Below are 16,832 nucleotides of genomic sequence, written 5' to 3' on the forward strand. Positions count from 1 at the left end.
CGAAGCCCGAAGTCGAAGCCCGAAGTCAAAACCCGAAGACCGGAACCGGAGGCGGGCCCAAACGGGCCAGGCTGCCTCAAACAACCTCGGGCCGAGCCCTACCCCGCCCGCTCCCCCGCGACCTTGCGCCCCGCCCCGACCACCTCCCGCAGCAGCGCGCCCACCTCCCCCACCGTCGTGTGCGGATTGAGCAGGGTCAGCTTCAGCCGGACCCGCCCCGGCCCCTCGCCCGGCAGCTCGGTGCGCCCGACCACCGCCCGCCCGGTGCGCAGCAGCAGTCGCCGCAGCTGCCCGTTCAACTCGTCGACGGCGGCCTCGTCGGTCAGCCCCGGCGGCCGGTAGCGGAACAGCAGAGCCGTGAGCACCGGCTCGGCGTGGAGTTCGAGCGAGGGTTCGGCACGGACGGCCGAGGCGGCGGCCAGCGCCAACTCGTGGCAGGCGTCCACCAGTCGCCCGAGCCCGTCCCGGCCGAGGGTGCGCAGGGTGACGGCCAGTTTGAAGGCGTCGGCCCGGCGGGTGGTGCGCAGCGAGCGGCCGAGCAGGCTGGGGTAGCCGGCTTGTTCGTCGTCCACCGGGTTAAGGTACTCGGCGCGCCGGGCGAGCGACACATAGGTCTCCGCCCGCTGGACCAGGAACACCCCGGCTGCGGCCGGCTGCCAGCCGAGCTTGTGCCAGTCGAGGGAGACCGAGTCGGCGCGGGCGATGCCGTCGAGCAGCGGGGCGAGTCGGTCGGAGAGCAGCGCGCCGCCCCCGTACGCGGCATCGACGTGCAGCCAGGCGCCGTAGCGGCGAGCCAGGTCGGCGGCGGCCTCCAGCGGGTCGATCGCGCCGGTGTCGGTGGTGCCGGCGGTGGCGACGACGGCGATCGGGGTCCGCCCGGCCCAGCTGACCTCGGCCATGGCGCGTTCCAACTCCTCGGGCAGCATGCGGAGTCGGCGGTCAACCGGCACGCTGACCACGGCCCGTTCGCCGAGCCCGAGCAGGGCGGCGGAGCGCTGGACGGAGAAGTGCGCGGCCTCGGAGGCGAGGATGCAGGGTCGTACGCCGGCCGGGAGTCCGTCCAACTCCACGATGCCGTCGAGCTTCTGGTCCCGCGCCAGCATCAGCCCCATCAGGTTGGACTCGGTGCCGCCCGAGGTGAGCACGCCCGCCGCGCGCGTCGGGTCGTAGCCGACCAGCGCGGCGAGTTCGGCGAGCAGCGCGGTTTCGAGGGCGGTCGCGGCGGGGGCCTGGTCCCAGGAGTCCTGCGAGGGGTTGAGCGCGCTGACCGCGAGGTCGGCGGCGGCCGCCACGGCGAGCGGCGGGCAGTGCAGGTGGGCGACGCAAGCCGGGTCGGCCGGGTCGACGGAGCCATAGGCGAGCAGCTCGGTGAGCCGGGCCAGCGCGCCGCGACCGCCCGCGCCGGCCAGTCCGTCGGCGACCAGGGCGGCGATCTCGGCGGGACTGCCCGCCGGTAGTGGACCGGAGCGCAGCCCGGTGCCGGTGTCGAGCGCGTCGAGGACGGCGGCCAGGAGCGGCCCGAGCACCCCGGGCCCGCCGGCCCCACCTGCGAGCGCGTCCAACGGGACTTCGTCGCCCGGCAGTTCGGGTACCGCGCCGGACTCGGAGGTCACGCGCCACCCCGGGCGGAAGCAGCGGCTTCGATCGCCTCCGCCAGCCGGTCGAGCACCGCCGCCACCTGCTCGTCGGTGATGGTGAGCGGCGGCAGCAGCCTCAGCACCGCGTCGTGCCGCCCGCCGAGTTCCACGATCAGCCCCCGTGCCAGGCACGCCTCCCGGACCCGGACGGCGAGCGCCGGATCGGCCGGGCGGGCCCCGCAGGCGTCGGTCTCGGCCGTCGGGTCGACCAGTTCGACGCCGAGCATCAGCCCGCGCCCGCGCACATCGCCGATCACCGGCAGTTCGGCGGAGAGCTCCCGCAGTCGGGCGACCATCCGCGCGCCGACCACGGCGGCCCGCTCGGCCAGCCCGCGCGCGGCGACGTACCGCAGGGTGGCGGCCCCGGCGGCCATGGCGAGGGTGTTGCCGCGGAAGGTGCCGGTGTGGGCGCCGGGCCGCCAGCCGTCGTAGTCCTCGCCGTAGACGACGACGGCGAGCGGCAGGCTGCCGCCGATGGCCTTGGAGAGCACCATGGCGTCCGGGACGATGCCGCTGTGCTCGACCGCCCACATCGCGCCGGTGCGTCCGACGCCGGTCTGCACCTCGTCCACGATCAGCGGGATGCCGCGCTCGGCGGTGATCCGCCGCATCTCGCGCAGCCAGCCGTCCGGCGCGGGGACGACCCCGCCCTCGCCCTGGACGGCCTCCAGGATCATCGCGGCGGGCGGCACGACCCCGCCCGAGGGGTCGTCCAGCAGCCGTTCCACGTAGGTCGCGGCGAGTTCGGCGCCCGCCTCCCCGCCGACCCCGAACGGACAGCGGTAGCCGTACGGGTAGGGCAGCCGGACCACCTCGCCGCCGCTCGGCAGCGGCTCCTTGACCGCGACGCTGCCGGTCAGCGCGAGCGCTCCGGCGGTCATGCCGTGGTAGGCGCCGGTGAAGGCGAGCGCGCCGGCACGGCCGGTCGAGGTCTGCATCAGCTTGAGGGCGGCCTCGACGGCGTCCGTCCCGGCCGGTCCGCAGAAGTGCACCCGGGCGCGGTCGGCGAACTCGGCGGGCAGGCTCTCGAACAGCGCGCTGGTGAAGTCGTCCTTCTCGGCGGTGGCGAGGTCGAGCAGGTGCAGCGGGGCGCCGCTGTCGAGGGTGCGGCGGATCGCCTCCAGCACCACGGGGTGGTTGTGGCCGAGGGCGAGCGTGCCGGCGCCGGAGAGGCAGTCGAGGTAGCGCCGCCCGTCGGCGCCCTCGACGGTCATGCCGTTGGCCCGGACCGGGACGATCGGGAAGGAGCGGGCGTACGTCCGGGCGGCGGACTCGCGGACACGCTGACGGCGCAGGATGGCCTCGCCGGCGGACGGGGCCCCGGTGGCGGTGGCCCCGGAGGCGGCCTGGGCGGGTACGGCGGCGAGCGACAAGGCGAACCCCCAGAAGAAGTTAGGTAAGCCTAACTTTATCGCTCGTGACCTGGCGGGATGCCCCGGGGCACCAAGAACCACCCGAGCGAGTGAACCTCCCCCGACATGACTGGTGCCGCCCCCGACCGCTCCAACGAGCGCGGCACCGAAAGGTCACGCCCGAACACCCGGGGTCCCGGCGCGGCCGGACCTCAACCGCGCCGAGGGGTCACGCCCGGCCCTTCCACCGGTAGCAGAGCTCCGGCCGCCCGACGTTCCCGTACTGCGGCTCCCGCACCGCCCGCCCGGTGTCCACCAGGTGTTCGAGGTAGCGCCGCGCGGTGATCCGGGAGACCCCGGCGGCGGCGCCCGCGGCCGCCGCCGACAGCCCGGTCGCCGCCTCGCGCAGGACGGATGCGACGGTGTCCAGGGTGGGCGCGCTCAGCCCCTTGGGCAGCGTGCTGCGGTCGGACGTACGGAGCAGCGCGAACGCCTGGTCGACCTCGTCCTGCCCGGTCGCCTCCCCGGCCCGGCCGAGGCTGTCGTGGTAGCGGGCGTAGCGCTCCAGCCGGTCGTGCAGGGCGGCCGCACTGAACGGTTTCAGCAGGTACTGCACGACCCCCGCCGAGACCGCCTGCCGCACCATGGCGAGGTCGCGGGCCGAGGTGACCGCGATGACGTCGGTGCCGTGCCCGGCCGCGCGCAGCGTGCGGCAGAGCTGGAGGCCGTGGCCGTCCGGCAGGTAGAGGTCGAGCAGGGTGAGGTCGACGGGCGTCCCCGCGGCGCGCGCCCTCTCCAGGAAGCGCAGCGCGTCGGCGCAGTTGTGCACCGTCCCGGCGACATGGAAGCCGGGCTCGCGCTCGACGTAGAGGGTGTGCGCGGCGGCGGCCACCGGATCGTCCTCGACCACCAGTACGGAGATACCCGATCGGGCGCCCTCGGCCGCCGTCACGTCAGGGCCCCTTCCCGCTCCCGAGCCCGGCCGGCCAGCGGCAGCCGCACGGTGAGCACGGCGCCCCGCTCCCGCCCGACCTCGACGGTGCCGCCGTTGCGCCGGGCGGCCTGGGCGACCAGGGCCAGCCCGAGGCCGTGTCCGCGGCCGTCCTGCTTGGTGCTCCAGCCACGCCGGAACACGTCCTGGACGGCGGCCGAGTCGATGCCCGCCCCGGTGTCGGCGACTCGCAGCAGCAGGCAGGCTTCCGGGGAGGCCTCGCCGTCGATCCGGGCGGTGACGGTGACCTCCGGCGGCACGGGGCTCTGCGCGGCTCCGGCGATCGCGGCGTCCACGGCGTTGTCGATCAGGTTGCCGAGCACGGTGATCAGGTCCCGGGCGGAGAGGCCGGGCGGGAGCACTCCGTCGTCGATCCGACTGTCCTCGGTGAGGGTCAACTCCACGCCCCGCTCGGCCGCTTGGGCCGCCTTGCCGAGCAGCAGCGCGGCCAGCACCGGCTCGCTGACCGCCGCGACCACCCGGTCGGTGAGCTGCTGGGCGAGTTCGAGCTCGGCGGTGGCGAACTCCACCGCCTGTTCGTGGCGGCCGAGTTCGATCAGCGAGACGACCGCGTGCAGCCGGTTGGCGGCCTCGTGCGCCTGCGCCCCGAGTGCTTCGGTGAAGCCGCGCACTGAGTCCAACTCGCCGCTGAGCGACTGCAGTTCCGTGTGGTCGCGGAGGGTCACCACCCGGCCGAGACCGGTGCCGATGGTGGAGGTGTTGAGCACCACGACCCGCTCGGCGGTCAGATGCACCTCGTCCCGCGCCGGCGCCTCGCCGAGCACGGCCGCCACCAGCGCCTCCGGCAGGCCCAGCTCCGCCATCGGCCGCCCATCCAACTCACCGGCCAGGCCGAGCAGTTCGCGGGCGGCGTCGTTGCACAGCACGACCCGGTGCGAGCGGTCGAGCAGGATCAGCCCCTCGCGCACCGAGCGCAGGGTGGCCTGGTGGTACTCGTAGAGGTGGCTGAGCTCGTCCGGCCCCATGCCGTGGGTGTGCCGCCGCAGCCGGGAGTTGGCGAGGTAGGTGCCGACCCCGCCGAGGGCGAGCGCGGCCACCGCGACCCCGACCAGGGCCAGCAGCGGGCCGCTCAGCTGGGCGGAGATCGACTCCAGCGTCAGGCCCACGCTGACCAGTGCGACCACCTGGTGCCGGTCGTCCCACACCGGGGTGACCACCCGCACGGACGGGCCGAGCGTGCCGGTGTACGTCTCGCTGCGGGTCTGGCCGGCGAGCGCCCAGTCGATGTGTCCGAGGTAGCGCTTGCCGATCTGATCGGGCAGCGGGTGGGTCCAGCGCACCCCGCCGGTGTCCATGACGGTGATGAAGGAGACCCCGGTGTCCTGGCGCACCTGCTCGACGTACGGCTGGAGCACCGCGGTCGGATCGGGCCCGGCGACGGCGGAGCGGACGGACGGCGAGTCGGCGACGGCGTGGGCGACGGAGGTGACCTCGCGGCGGGCCGCGTCCTCGGTGCGCTCGGCGGTGTACAGGTACGCGAGCACCGCGCCGCCCGCGACCACGGCGGCCACGATGACCACCTGGACGACGAACAGCTGCCCGGCCAGACTGCGGACCAGCCGGCGCGGCAGGGGCGGCCGCCGACGCTGGCGGGTGGGGGCGGTGCGCACGGACATGCCTGCCAGTGTGCACCACGCCCATCAGGCTCCCCAGGAGTCCATCGCCCGCCTCGGCCGAGAACTCGGGGAACTCGGGGAACTCGGGGAACTCGGGGAACTCGGGGAACTCGGGGAACTCGGGGAACTCGGGGAACTCGGGGAACTCGGGGAACTCGGGGAAGTCCGGGAACGCACGACCGGGAGCCCTGGGAACCCGCGACCGGGAGCCCCGGGAAGGCCCGACCGTGAACTCTATGAACGCAAACGTGACCTCCGTCACGCCCGAGCCCCATAGTCGGAGCGGCCCACCACCCGGGGCCGCCAGGACTGCAGGGCGAAGGAGCCGCAGATGTCGATCGCTGGAGCCGCAACGGCGGGGGGACCCAGACGCAAGGACCGGACCCACTACCTCTACCTCGCCGTGATCGCCGCCGTGATCGCGGGCGTGGTGGTCGGGCTGGTCGCCCCCGGTTTCGCCGTGGAGCTGAAGCCGGTCGGTACCGGCTTCGTCAATCTGATCAAGATGATGATCAGCCCGGTGATCTTCTGCACCATCGTGCTGGGCATCGGCTCGGTCACCAAGGCGGCGAAGGTCGGCAAGGTCGGCGGCCTGGCCATCGGCTACTTCCTCGCCATGTCGACCGTCGCGCTGGCCATCGGCATGGTCGTCGGCAACCTGCTGGAGCCCGGCGACGGCCTGCACCTGACCGCCGCGCTCGCCAAGTCCGGCCACGCCCAGGCGGCCGCCGGCGGCGCCCAGTCGACCACCGACTTCCTGCTCGGCATGATCCCCGACACCCTGTTCTCGGCCCTCACCCAGGGCAAGGTCCTGCAGACCCTGCTGGTCGCCCTGCTGGCCGGCTTCGCACTGCAGGCAATGGGCCCGCTCGGCGCCCCCGTGCTGCGCGGGATCGAGCACCTGCAGCGCCTGGTCTTCCGGATCATGTCGATGATCATGTGGGTCGCGCCGATCGGCGCCTTCGGCGCCATGGCCGCGGTGGTGGGGGCCACCGGCACCGCCGCACTGAAGAGCCTCGCCGTGATCATGATCGGCTTCTACGTGACCTGCGCGCTGTTCGTCGTCGTGGTGCTCGGCGCGCTGCTGCGCCTGGTCGCCGGGATCAACGTGCTCGCGCTGCTCAAGTACCTCGGCCGCGAGTTCCTGCTGATCCTCTCGACCTCCTCCTCCGAGAGCGCGCTGCCCCGCCTGATCGCCAAGATGGAGCACCTGGGCGTCAGCCGCCCGGTCGTCGGCATCACCGTGCCCACCGGCTACAGCTTCAACCTGGACGGCACCGCGATCTACCTCACCATGGCCTCGATCTTCATCTCCGAGGCGATGGACAAGCCGATGTCGATCGGCGAGCAGCTCTCGCTACTGGTGTTCATGGTGATCGCCAGCAAGGGCGCGGCCGGGGTCACCGGCGCCGGGCTGGCCACCCTCGCGGGCGGACTCCAGTCGCACAAGCCGGCGCTGGTGGACGGGGTCGGCCTGATCGTCGGCATCGACCGCTTCATGTCCGAGGCCCGGGCGCTCACCAACTTCGCGGGCAACGCCGTCGCGACCGTGCTGATCGGGCACTGGACCGGCGAGCTGGACACCGAGCGCGCCCGCCGGGTGCTGGGCGGCGAGCTGCCGTTCGACGAGCTGACCCTGGTCGACGCCCACGGCGCCGCGGGCACCCCCGCGTCCGCGCCGGAGGCCCTCCCCGCCCAGGGCGCGGCACCCGCCGCATCCGCCGCCGCCTGAGCGGCCCCGCCCCCCTCGACTCCCCCGGTCCGGCGCCTCCCACCAACCCCGGAAACGGCGCCGGGCCGGGGGTTCCCGCCGCCCTCTGCCGATCAGAACTCCTGGGACCCGCTGACCGCCCAGGCCACCCCGCTCGCCGGGTCCTCCAGCGCGAGGTGCAGATGGCGCAGTCCGGCGGCCGGCTCCTGCCAGGTGAAGCAGCGCATCCGGGCCACCAGGGCGGTCACCTCGGTGCGGTCCGGCCGGTCCGCGCCGGCCATCGCGCCCAGCGCCCGCCACAGGCCCAGCCGCCCGTGCGCGCCGCCCTGGGTGCGGCCCACGGCGGCGGCCTGCACCAACGCCGGGTAGGCCAGCGCGAACGGCAGGTACCCGCCGACCACCCGACGGCCCCCGGCCAGCACGGCGGCCGCCAACGGGGCCTGGCCGCGCACGCAGACCACCTCCGCCCAGGGCACGAGCGCGGCCAGTTCGGCCAGCGCCCGGGTGACCCGCTGACCGCCCAGCCGCGCGCCCGGTTCCGGCAGCTCGACCTCGCCCAGGCCCTCCCTGCAGGCCGGCAGGGTCAGCACCGCGCTGCGCGCTCCCCCGCCGGGCAGGTACTCGCGCACCCGCGAGGCCTCACCCCATCCGGCCGTCTCCCACGGCTCCAGCCGCAGCGGCACGCCCTCCGGGTCGGGCTCGGCCCCGTAGGAGAGGTCCTCGCCGAGCAGCACCCGGGTGTGCGCGACCAGCCGGCGCACCGGGGCCGGGCCGAGCAGCGGGGCCAGCCGCAGCCAGGAGTGCCGGGTCGCCAGCACCTCCCAGAGCGGGCCGGCATCGTGGTCGGCCACCCCGGCGACCGCCCCCTCACCGCCGTCCGCGTCGAACAGCCGGACGGCGAGTTCGGGCGGCGCCGAATAGGCGATCAGGTGGCCGAGCGGCGCGGTCAGGGCCGCGGCGGCCTGCTCGCCGGCCTGCACGACAGCGGCCGCCCGGCCCTGCCGGTAGGCGGCGAGCAGCTCGGGCCAGCGGCCGTCCTCGGCCAGGGCACAGAGGCGGTGGTCATCGTCCGTGATCACGATTTTCAGCGTACGGGCCGGGGCGGCGCATCAGCCGACTTGCCGTCGGCTCGGTGCGTCGGAGGGCCGACCGAGGCCGTCCGGCGCGGTTCCCAGGGGCCATCATCAGCCGCCGCCCCCAGCCGTTGCCCTCAGGCGCCGCTCTCAGACGCCGCTCTCAGCCGTTGTCCTCAGGCGCCGCTCTCAGACGCCGCTCTCAGACGCTGCCCTCAGGCGCCGTGCCGACGCTCCCGCTCCAGGACGGCACGCAGTCGGCCGTGAGCGCGGCGCCGGGTGACCGCCAGGGTGCTGCGGTGCAGGCCGAGCAGTTCGGCGGCTTCGTCGACGGAGTAGCCGTCGAGGTCCACCAGCACCACGACCCGGGCCTGCTTGGCGGTCAGGAAGCCGAGCAGTCGGATCACCTCCCAGCGCGCCTGCAGCTCGGCCATCCCGCCGGACCGCGGGTCGAGCGCGGACCGGCCGCGTTCCGCCGCCTCGGCCGGCTCGGACACCTCGGGCAGCGCCGAACGGCGGCGCTCCCGGCGCCACTGGTCGCGCAGGATGTTCGTCATCGTGGTGAACACGTAGGCGTACGGCTGCGGATGGCTGAGGAACCGCTCGGGGCTTCTGGCGATCCGCAGATAGGCGTCGTGAACGACGTCGCCCGCCGCGAGCTGGCTTCCGGTGAGCATCGCGGCCGCCTGCTGGAGCCTGGGCAGCAGGTCGGTGAACACCCGGTTGAAATCGGCGGATTGGCGTTCCGTAGGACCCGTTCCGAACCCCTTCCCTCGCCCGCCCGCATATCGCCCGCTGCAATCCGCCATGCCGCTCTCCCCGGAAATCGGCATCCCGAACGCCCGGTTGAGGCTGACCTCAGCCCAACTGGGTCGATTGTGACACAGGTCACATCATAGTTCGTCGTCTCACGCTGCGCAGTTATTCGTGTGCAATTAGTCATCGGCCGGACGGGAGGGGGGAATTCACCTCCGACCGCCGTCCCGCCGACCGGGGCGCTCCGCCCGATGGGAACCGTTGAGTGAGGAGAACCGCCATGCGAGGCTGCATCGCCAGGAAGATCGCCACGTTCGGGATGGCCACCGCGGCCGCCCTGGGCGTGCTCGGGACCGCCACCCCGCCGGCCGCCGCGGCGCCCGCCGCCGACCAGACCATCACCCCCGGTGTCGCGGCGGCCTCGCCCCACATCGCCGCCGCCGCCTACCACTGCGTGATCACCGCCAACTACGGCTGGCGCTGGGAGGGGTACTGCAACGTCTACTCCGGCCAGCTGCGCACTATCACCTACTGCGCCAACGGCACCTACACGGTCGGCCTGTGGATCGGCGCGCGGCCGCAGGCCTGGGCCGTGTGGGGCAACTGCCCGGGATCCGCCTGGACGAAGATCGTCTTCCAGTGGCGCAGCTGAGCGGGTAGCGACGACGGGCAGCGGACGACAATCGACAGCTGACGGATGACAGATTTCGAAATCTGTCATCCGTCAGCTGAACTCTGTTCGCTGAAGTCCGTTCGCTGAACTCCGTTCGCCGAGATCGGTTGAGATCCGCTGAGTTCGGTTGAGATCCGTCCGTCGAGCTCCGCTCTCACCGAACCGACGAGGCCTCCGCCAGCAGCCGCGCGGTATGCATCCGCCCCGCGTGCTCGACCAGGTTGATCAGCACCTCCTTCCCCGAGGCCCGCCGTCGCGCGTCGCACAGCACCACCGGCGTACCGGCTTCCAGATCCAACGCGCGGGAGACTTCCTCCGGCCCGAACTCGCGCGTACCGGCGAAACGATTCACCGCGACCACGAACGGGATACCCCGGTGCTCGAAGAAGTCGACGGCCGGAAAGCAGTCGGTCAGCCGCCGGGTGTCGGCCAGCACCACGGCGCCGAGCGCGCCCTGCGCCAGTTCGTCCCAGAGGAACCAGAACCGGTCCTGCCCCGGGGTGCCGAACAGGTAGACCGCCAGGCCTTCGCGGATGGTGATCCGGCCGAAGTCCATCGCCACCGTGGTGGTGGTCTTGCGCTCCACCCCGTCGAGGTCGTCCACCTCCCGCCCGGCCTCGGTCAGTCGCTCCTCGGTGCGCAGCGGGCGGATCTCGCTGACCGCGCCGACCAGCGTCGTCTTGCCGACCCCGAAGCCGCCCGCCACCAGGATCTTGAGTGCGAGCACGGTGTCAGCCGGGTCCACCGGGTCGGACGGCCAACGGCCGGACGGGCGGTCAGAGTGCGCGGAGTCCATGGATGACCTCCTGGAGGATGCGCTCGTCGGGGAGCAGGGCGGGCGGGACGGGGCGGCTGACCCGGATGAGCCCGGCCGCCAGCAGGTCGCCGAGCAGCACCCGTACGACGCCCACCGGCAGGTCGAGGTCGGCGGCCAGCTCGGCCACGGACAGCGGCGCGCCCCGGCACAGGTCGAGGATGCGCGCCTGTTCCGGGCCGACCGGGGGCTCGGGCGTGTCCGGGGCGAGCGCCGGGTCGGGTAGGTCGGACACGACCACGGCGATCAGGTCGAACTGCTGCTCGCCGACCCCGGTCCGGCCCCTGGTCATGGCGTACGGGCGGACCAGCGGCCCGGCCTCGTCGTCGTACCAGCGGGCCCGGTGGGCGGCAGCGAGCGGGTTGCGGGGGTGTCCGCCGGGCTCCGCCCTCGGATGCTCCGGATGTCGCTGGTGGTACGGGTGGAACGCGGGCGCCGACTGGTAGGGGCGGTCCGGCTGTTGAGGGCGGTCCGCTCGATACGGCCGGTCCGGCTGGGGCACCGGGCTCACCCGCCGTGCACCACGCGGGGCGCGGCGCCCAGGTGCTCCCCGACCCGGCGGACCAGTCTGGCCATCTCGTAGGCGATCAGCCCGAGGTCGGCCCTCGCGCTGGCGAACACGGCCAGGCAGGTGCCCTCCCCGGCCGCCGCGACCAGCAGGTATCCGCCCTCCAACTCGACCATGGTCTGGCGGACTTCGCCCGCGCCGAAGTGCCGGCCGGCGCCCTTGGCCAGGCTGTGGAAGCCGGAGGCGACGGCGGCCAGGTGCTCGCCGTCCTCGCGGTCCAGTCCGGTCGAGGCGCCCATGGCCAGGCCGTCGGCGGAGAGCATCACGGCGAAGCGGACCTCGGGGGCGCGCTGGACCAACTCGTCCAGGAGCCAGTTCAGTTCCCCCGCGCGGTGGGTGGTGCCGATCACTCGGGTAGCCGGAGTGCGTTGCCGCACCCCGGCCCCCTCAGAACCGGACGTGCCACTCGTCGCGGCATCCGGCTCAAGCGGACCTTTCTGGTCTTGCCGGGAGGTCATACTTGCTGGGCCTTTCTGTGATCGCCAGAGTGGTGCTGACGGTGACAATCTGCGTGTACGAGGCGAAGGTTCGTCCGCTCGTCCGAGCCTCCGTCCCGCCGGTAGACGAAGTGGTGCTTGTGCAGCGTCTTCGCCACAGCCGAGAACCATTCGGCCCACTCACGCGGGCTGTCCGGCTCGTACTCGGCCCCGGAGATCAGCGCCTGCTTGCACAGCGGGCAGACCCCCTTCTGGCGGGCGGCCAACGACACCGACGTCTTGTCGAGCGTCGCCGGGACCGACTTGCGTCGGCGGCTCGACCAGTACTCGGCCAGCGCGGGGTCGTCGGGGGAGTTGCCTCCCTTGACGATTACGTGCCGTTCGATTTTGGTCCAGTTGAACTTGTAGAGGTAGGCGCCGGTCTCCCGGTCGCCGAACACCCAGTTGTCCTGTCGGGTCGAGTTGAACTGGCCGAAATATCTATTGATGCGCCAGCCCACCGGTTTCTTCGTGTGGCGGAACTTGGTCCATTTCCATGTGAGTCTCCACACGTAGTGGTCCAAGTCCTGGAATATCTTCTTGGATACCACTGTCCGGTAGTAGGTCGCCCATCCCCGAATGATCGGATTGAGCTTCCTGACGGCAGCCTTGGCGTTCGACCCGCGCAGCGCGAGCATTTCCGCTTTTAGCCGTTCCCGGACCCTCTTGACGGCCTGCTTGCTCGGCTTGATGAGGAGTTTGCCGCTGTACCGGCGGACGTTGAATCCGAGGAAGTCGAAACCTTCTTCGGCGTGAAGAATGCGAGTCTTCTCGTCATTGAAGGTGACTCCTCGGCCCTCCATCCAGCGGGCCAGGTTTTCCTTGACCTGACGCGCCTCCGCCTCATTGCGGCAGAACACCGCGAAGTCGTCGGCATATCGGACAAGGATCGGTGCGCCTGGTCGGACTCGGTTGCTTGAGCCCTCGTTGACGCACCCTGCGGCGGTTTCCATGCCGTGCAGGGCGATGTTCAGCAGAAGCGGGCTGATCACGCCGCCTTGAGGAGTTCCCTCAAAGGTCGGCGCGAACCGGCCGCCGTCCATCACGCCGGCCCTCAGCCACCCCCGAACCGCTTCCCGCGCGGGGAAGGTGTCGAGGGCGGCCATCAGGTGGTCGTGCGAGATACGGTCGAACGCCGCCGTCAAGTCGGCGTCTAGGACCCACAAGCGCTGGGCGTTCTTCTGCCCCAGCACGATGGAGATCCGTCCGATCGCATCGTGGCAGCCCCGGCCCGGCCGGAAGCCGTAGCTCCGGTGGTCAAACCGGGCTTCCCACTCGGGCTCCAGCGCGTTCTTGACCTGGGCTTGTCTGATCCGGTCACGAATCACGGGGATACCGAGCGGCCTCTGCTTCCCATTGGCCTTCGGGATGTACACGCGACGAACCGGCTGGGCCTTCCCAGGTTTCCAATCAGCGGCGATCTCCATCGCCACCTTCCCCCGCTCGTGGGGGCTGAGCGCAGTCTCCTGGTCGATCCCGGCCGTCCGACGGCCCTTGCTCTGCTGCGTCACCCGCTTTACGCTGACCAGCGTATTCGCGTGTGAGCGCAGCATGAGCTTCTGCAAGTTGCGGACCTTTTTTAGATCCCCTTCCTGCGAGGCCGTGAAGATTCTCTGCCTCAGTCGCCGTACCGCCGCTTCTTGACTGGCCCAGTCGATGCCATTCCAGTATTCAGCGGGGTCCTCCGGTCCGTTCACGATGGCGGGCATAACCGCCGTCTCAAGTACTGCCGTCACGCCTTCCTCCATGTCTAACTTATCCTTTGGTTCTGGCTTCTTCGCTGTTCGTCTTCACCGGTCCACCTGGTCCGCGTCAGCTCCCTTTCGGGCCGGGCACCCACCCGTATCCGACGGGTTATGGAACGGGATCGAGGAGTCCCCGTCGTTTCCCCTGGGCTTTCGCCCCATCGGCATTCGCTTCTCGGACCATCGTCTTCCCGCCAGGGGATTGGGCCTTCGTTGCCTCCGGCTTACCGGACGGAAGTCCGGACCCTGACGGGGTTCCCACGTTCCACTCCTTCAAGTTGCGACTGGGTTAGGGCTCCCTCTTAATCCCGGGACCGACGGTGTCCTACCCGAGCTTGCCCGCGTAGCAGCCCAGGCCGTCCGATACTCCTCCGCATCAGGTCCTTCTAACCGCCGATTGCACACCATCAGCGCGGTTTGGAGATAACGAGACGTCATCAAGGGTTCATTCGCATTAACCCGTCCAGTCTTCCCCTTTGCTTGTTGCCCCTCGATGGCGCGAGGCGCTCTTGAGCTTGACCCGTCCGGCTTCACACCCCGCCGTTACCAGCGACGCATGCGGACGTGGGGACGGACCTACGGACACTGATCCGAAACGACCCAGATCACCCGCCTTCCTCGGCTGGGCCGTTCACTTGAAAAGGAGCGACTTCGTGTCGCACCGGACGGTCTCCTTCGGGTCGGGGTGAGGACGGGTGGTGGTGCAGCGGCCGGGGCCGGGCGGGGTCGGTCGGCGGTTCCTCGGGCCGCCGGTCGGGGCGCAGTCCGCGCGCCCAGCCGCTCTGGAATGCGGACATCGCCGCCCGCGCTGCCTCCGGGCTGCGGCTCGCGAGCGCCGCACCGGCTCCGGAGGCCGCGATCCGGCGGCTGCGCGGGCCCGTATCGGCCGGGGCCTCGCGCAGTTGGGGCACCAGGCTCGCCTGCCGGACTCGGCGCGGCAACTCCTCGGGCCCGTCGCCGGGTTGCGCCGTCGGGGCCGTCTCCCCGCCGACCTGCCCGGCGGCTACCTCAGCCACCTGGGCCACCGGCGCGGCCGCCGTACGGTACGGCTGCGGCGGACCGGACTGCGGACGGGAGGCGGCACCCGGGCCCCCGTCCGCAGCCGGTCCGGCCGTCCGGGCACCGGAGGCCCGGAAGGGGGTGCGGCGCACCGGCCCGGGGTCGTCGCCCCGGACGCCGAAGGGCAGCAGCGCCCCGCCCTCCGGCAGCGGCCCACCCGCCGCCGGAAGCTCGATCTCCGTCACCCCGTCGCCGGGGAAGGACGGCTCCTCGGCCGGGAGCGGTGCCGGCTCCGGCCACGACGCGGCGACCGGACCCTCCGGGGCGGTCACGACGTCCAACTCCGGCACCGGCTCGAAGAGTTGCTCCCTGCCGTCCCGCTCGTCGGCCAGCACCCCGGTGGGCAGCAGGACCACGGCGGTGGTGCCGCCGTACGCGGAGGTCACCAGCGAGACCTTGACGTCGTGCCGTCGGGCGAGCCGGCTGACCACGAACAGACCGAGCCGGTCGCTGTCGAACAGGTCGGTCTGCTCGGCGGCGGCGATCCGGCGGTTGGCGTCGGCCAGCGGGGCCGGCCCCATGCCGAGGCCGCGGTCCTCGATCTCCAGCGCGTAGCCGTTGCCGACCTGTTCGCCCCGGATGTGCACCCGGGTGTGCGGCGGGGAGAACCCGGTGGCGTTCTCCACCAGTTCGGCCACCAGGTGGGTGAGGTCGGCGACGGCGTGGCCGACCACGGCGACCCGCGGCAGCGGGTGCACCTCGACCCGGGCGTACTCCTCGACCTCCGAGACGGCCGCGCGCACCACGTCGACCAGGGGGACGGGCCGGCGCCAGGCCCGGCCGGGGACGGCCCCGGAGAGGATGATCAGGCCCTCCGCGTGCCGGCGCATCCGGGTGGTCAGGTGGTCCAGCCGGAACAGGTCGGCCAGTTCGGACGGGTCCTCGGTGCGCCGCTCCATCGCGTCCAGCAGGGTGAGTTGGCGGTGCACCAGGACCTGGCTGCGGCGCGCGAGGTTGACGAACACCCCGGAGACCCCGGACAGCACCTCGGCCCGTTCCACCGCCGCCGTGACGGCCGCCCGCTGGACGGTGCCGAGTGCCCGGTGCACCTGGCCGATCTCGTCGTCGCGACCCACCGGCCGGGGCACCTCGGTGTCGATGTCCACCTCCTCCCCCGCGCGCAACTTGCGGATCGTGGCGGGCAGTTTGCGACCGGCGAGGTCGAGTGCCGAGTTCCGCAGGCCGATCAGCTCGGCGACCAGGCCACGGCCGATCTGCACCGAGATCACCAGCGAGGCGACCACCCCGAGCAGACCGAGCAGCACGGCGATCCCGGCCGGAGTGAACAGGCCCAGGGCGTAGGGGTTCTGGCGCTCGGCGGCGAGCCGTCCGGCCCGGTCCTCGACGGCGCGCAGGCCCCCGGCCACGTTCCCGGCGACCATCGCCCACCGGTCCGCGGGCACGGCGGCGACGGCGGCCCGGCCGTCGGCGGCGGTGCGGGCCTTCTCCTCGTAGCCGACCAGTTCGCGGTGGTCCTGGCCGTCGGTGACGGCGAGCAGCGCGTCCCGGTCGGCGGGGCGCAGGTCGGCGGCCGAGCCCTGCTCGAACTCTCGCCGGGCGAAGGCCGCACCGGAGAACTCGCGCAGCTGGTCGTCGCCGAGCGCGCCGGAGAGCTGGGCGGTGCGCAGCAACGCGTCCTCCCGGGCGAGGAGTTCGCGGGAGCGGGCGAGGTCCAGCAGCACCCGGGTGTCGGCGGCCGCCCGGCCGTCCTGCTGCGGGGCGACGGCGCCGGACACGGCGAGCGCCCGGTCCACGGCCGCGCCGTACGCGGCGTACGCCTCGGGCCAGCCGACGGTCCGGGCCAGCACCCGGGCGCGCAGCTCGGGCAGCGTTGTGAGGGAGGCGCCGAAGGCGTCCAGGCGGGCGGCGGCGTCGGCGCCGAGGCCCTGGGCGTCGGCGCGGTTGTAGCCCTGGCCGGGGTGCCGGGGGTCGGGGAACAACGGAGCGAGCGCCCGGTCGGTGGTGTCGGCGGCCTCCCGCAGGGCGCTCTCCCGGGCAGCGGAGGGGGAAGAGCCCTGGGCGGCCAACAGCTGTCCGACGGCGGCGCGTTCGGCCTGCAGGCCGGCGACCGTCCCGGCGACGGGGGTGAGCAGGGTGCGCTGGGCGTCGCGCAGGCGCAGCAGGTCCCAGACGCCCTGGGCGGTGGTGACGGTCGCGAAGCCCCAGAGAGCGATGACGGAGACGACCGGGACCATCAGCAGGGCGATGATCCGGGCGCGGACGGTCCGGGGGCGCAGCCCGCGCAGCCAGGGGCCGGGGCGCGGTGGACGGGCGGGCGGCCCGGCGTGGGCACCCCGGCGGGCGCCGGGGGCGGTACCGCGGTCTTCTCGCATGGGTGAG

Annotated in this window: 13 protein-coding genes; 2 read left to right on the forward strand and 11 right to left on the reverse strand. The window is 72.8% G+C overall.

Annotated features, from left to right (window positions below; all coding sequences use genetic code 11):
* Nucleotides 1–98: 98 nt before the first annotated feature.
* The 4 genes from ACH4E7_RS06130 to ACH4E7_RS06145 form a co-directional block, all read right to left on the reverse strand.
* On the reverse strand, nt 99–1,613 hold the full coding sequence (locus ACH4E7_RS06130; RefSeq protein WP_396247790.1) for a pyridoxal phosphate-dependent decarboxylase family protein: 1,515 nt from the start codon (nt 1,611–1,613) through the stop codon (nt 99–101).
* Nucleotides 1,610–3,010: a diaminobutyrate--2-oxoglutarate transaminase gene (locus ACH4E7_RS06135; RefSeq protein ID WP_396247791.1), complete on the reverse strand. Its 1,401-nt coding sequence runs from the start codon at nt 3,008–3,010 to the stop codon at nt 1,610–1,612. The genes ACH4E7_RS06130 and ACH4E7_RS06135 overlap by 4 nt, the downstream gene beginning before the upstream one ends.
* Before the next feature lie 208 nt (nt 3,011–3,218).
* Nucleotides 3,219–3,941, reverse strand: a complete 723-nt coding sequence (locus tag ACH4E7_RS06140; protein WP_396247792.1) for a response regulator — start codon at nt 3,939–3,941, stop codon at nt 3,219–3,221.
* On the reverse strand, nt 3,938–5,617 hold the full coding sequence (locus ACH4E7_RS06145) for an ATP-binding protein (protein ID WP_396247793.1): 1,680 nt from the start codon (nt 5,615–5,617) through the stop codon (nt 3,938–3,940). Before ACH4E7_RS06145 ends, ACH4E7_RS06140 begins: the two co-directional genes overlap by 4 nt.
* Nucleotides 5,618–5,948: 331 nt before the next feature.
* Here ACH4E7_RS06145 and ACH4E7_RS06150 point away from each other — a divergent pair, with 331 nt between their 5' ends.
* Complete coding sequence (locus ACH4E7_RS06150; RefSeq protein ID WP_396247794.1) at nt 5,949–7,349, forward strand: cation:dicarboxylate symporter family transporter; 1,401 nt, start codon at nt 5,949–5,951, stop codon at nt 7,347–7,349.
* 92 nt (nt 7,350–7,441) lie between these two features.
* Here ACH4E7_RS06150 and ACH4E7_RS06155 read toward each other — a convergent pair whose 3' ends face one another.
* Entirely contained in the window at nt 7,442–8,407 is a 966-nt protein-coding gene (locus tag ACH4E7_RS06155) for a hypothetical protein (RefSeq protein WP_396247795.1), read from the reverse strand.
* A gap of 209 nt (nt 8,408–8,616) precedes the next feature.
* Nucleotides 8,617–9,120 carry an RNA polymerase sigma factor gene (locus ACH4E7_RS06160; protein ID WP_396247796.1) on the reverse strand — a complete coding sequence of 168 codons (504 nt, stop codon included), beginning with the start codon at nt 9,118–9,120 and terminating at the stop codon, nt 8,617–8,619.
* A 317-nt stretch (nt 9,121–9,437) separates the two neighbouring features.
* On the opposite strand from ACH4E7_RS06160, the gene ACH4E7_RS06165 reads away from it, so the two are divergent.
* Nucleotides 9,438–9,809, forward strand: coding sequence for a hypothetical protein (locus ACH4E7_RS06165; RefSeq protein ID WP_396247797.1), 372 nt, complete (start codon nt 9,438–9,440; stop codon nt 9,807–9,809).
* 175 nt (nt 9,810–9,984) lie between these two features.
* Here ACH4E7_RS06165 and ACH4E7_RS06170 read toward each other — a convergent pair whose 3' ends face one another.
* The 5 genes from ACH4E7_RS06170 to ACH4E7_RS06190 all read right to left on the reverse strand — a co-directional run bounded on the left by ACH4E7_RS06170 (nt 9,985) and on the right by ACH4E7_RS06190 (nt 16,825).
* On the reverse strand, nt 9,985–10,626 hold the full coding sequence (locus ACH4E7_RS06170) for a GTP-binding protein (RefSeq protein ID WP_396247798.1): 642 nt from the start codon (nt 10,624–10,626) through the stop codon (nt 9,985–9,987).
* Nucleotides 10,607–10,954, reverse strand: a complete 348-nt coding sequence (locus tag ACH4E7_RS06175; RefSeq protein ID WP_396247896.1) for a DUF742 domain-containing protein — start codon at nt 10,952–10,954, stop codon at nt 10,607–10,609. Before ACH4E7_RS06175 ends, ACH4E7_RS06170 begins: the two co-directional genes overlap by 20 nt.
* 197 nt (nt 10,955–11,151) lie before the next feature.
* Entirely contained in the window at nt 11,152–11,562 is a 411-nt protein-coding gene (locus ACH4E7_RS06180) for a roadblock/LC7 domain-containing protein (RefSeq protein ID WP_396247799.1), read from the reverse strand.
* A gap of 104 nt (nt 11,563–11,666) precedes the next feature.
* Nucleotides 11,667–13,436 (reverse strand): group II intron reverse transcriptase/maturase, encoded by a 1,770-nt coding sequence (gene ltrA, locus ACH4E7_RS06185; RefSeq protein WP_396247800.1) that lies wholly within the window; start codon nt 13,434–13,436, stop codon nt 11,667–11,669.
* A gap of 602 nt (nt 13,437–14,038) precedes the next feature.
* On the reverse strand, nt 14,039–16,825 hold the full coding sequence (locus ACH4E7_RS06190; protein WP_396247801.1) for a nitrate- and nitrite sensing domain-containing protein: 2,787 nt from the start codon (nt 16,823–16,825) through the stop codon (nt 14,039–14,041).
* Nucleotides 16,826–16,832 lie beyond the last annotated feature (7 nt).

Origin of the sequence: Kitasatospora sp. NPDC018058 (genome assembly GCF_044327205.1) — a bacterium.
Lineage (GTDB): Bacteria > Actinomycetota > Actinomycetes > Streptomycetales > Streptomycetaceae > Kitasatospora.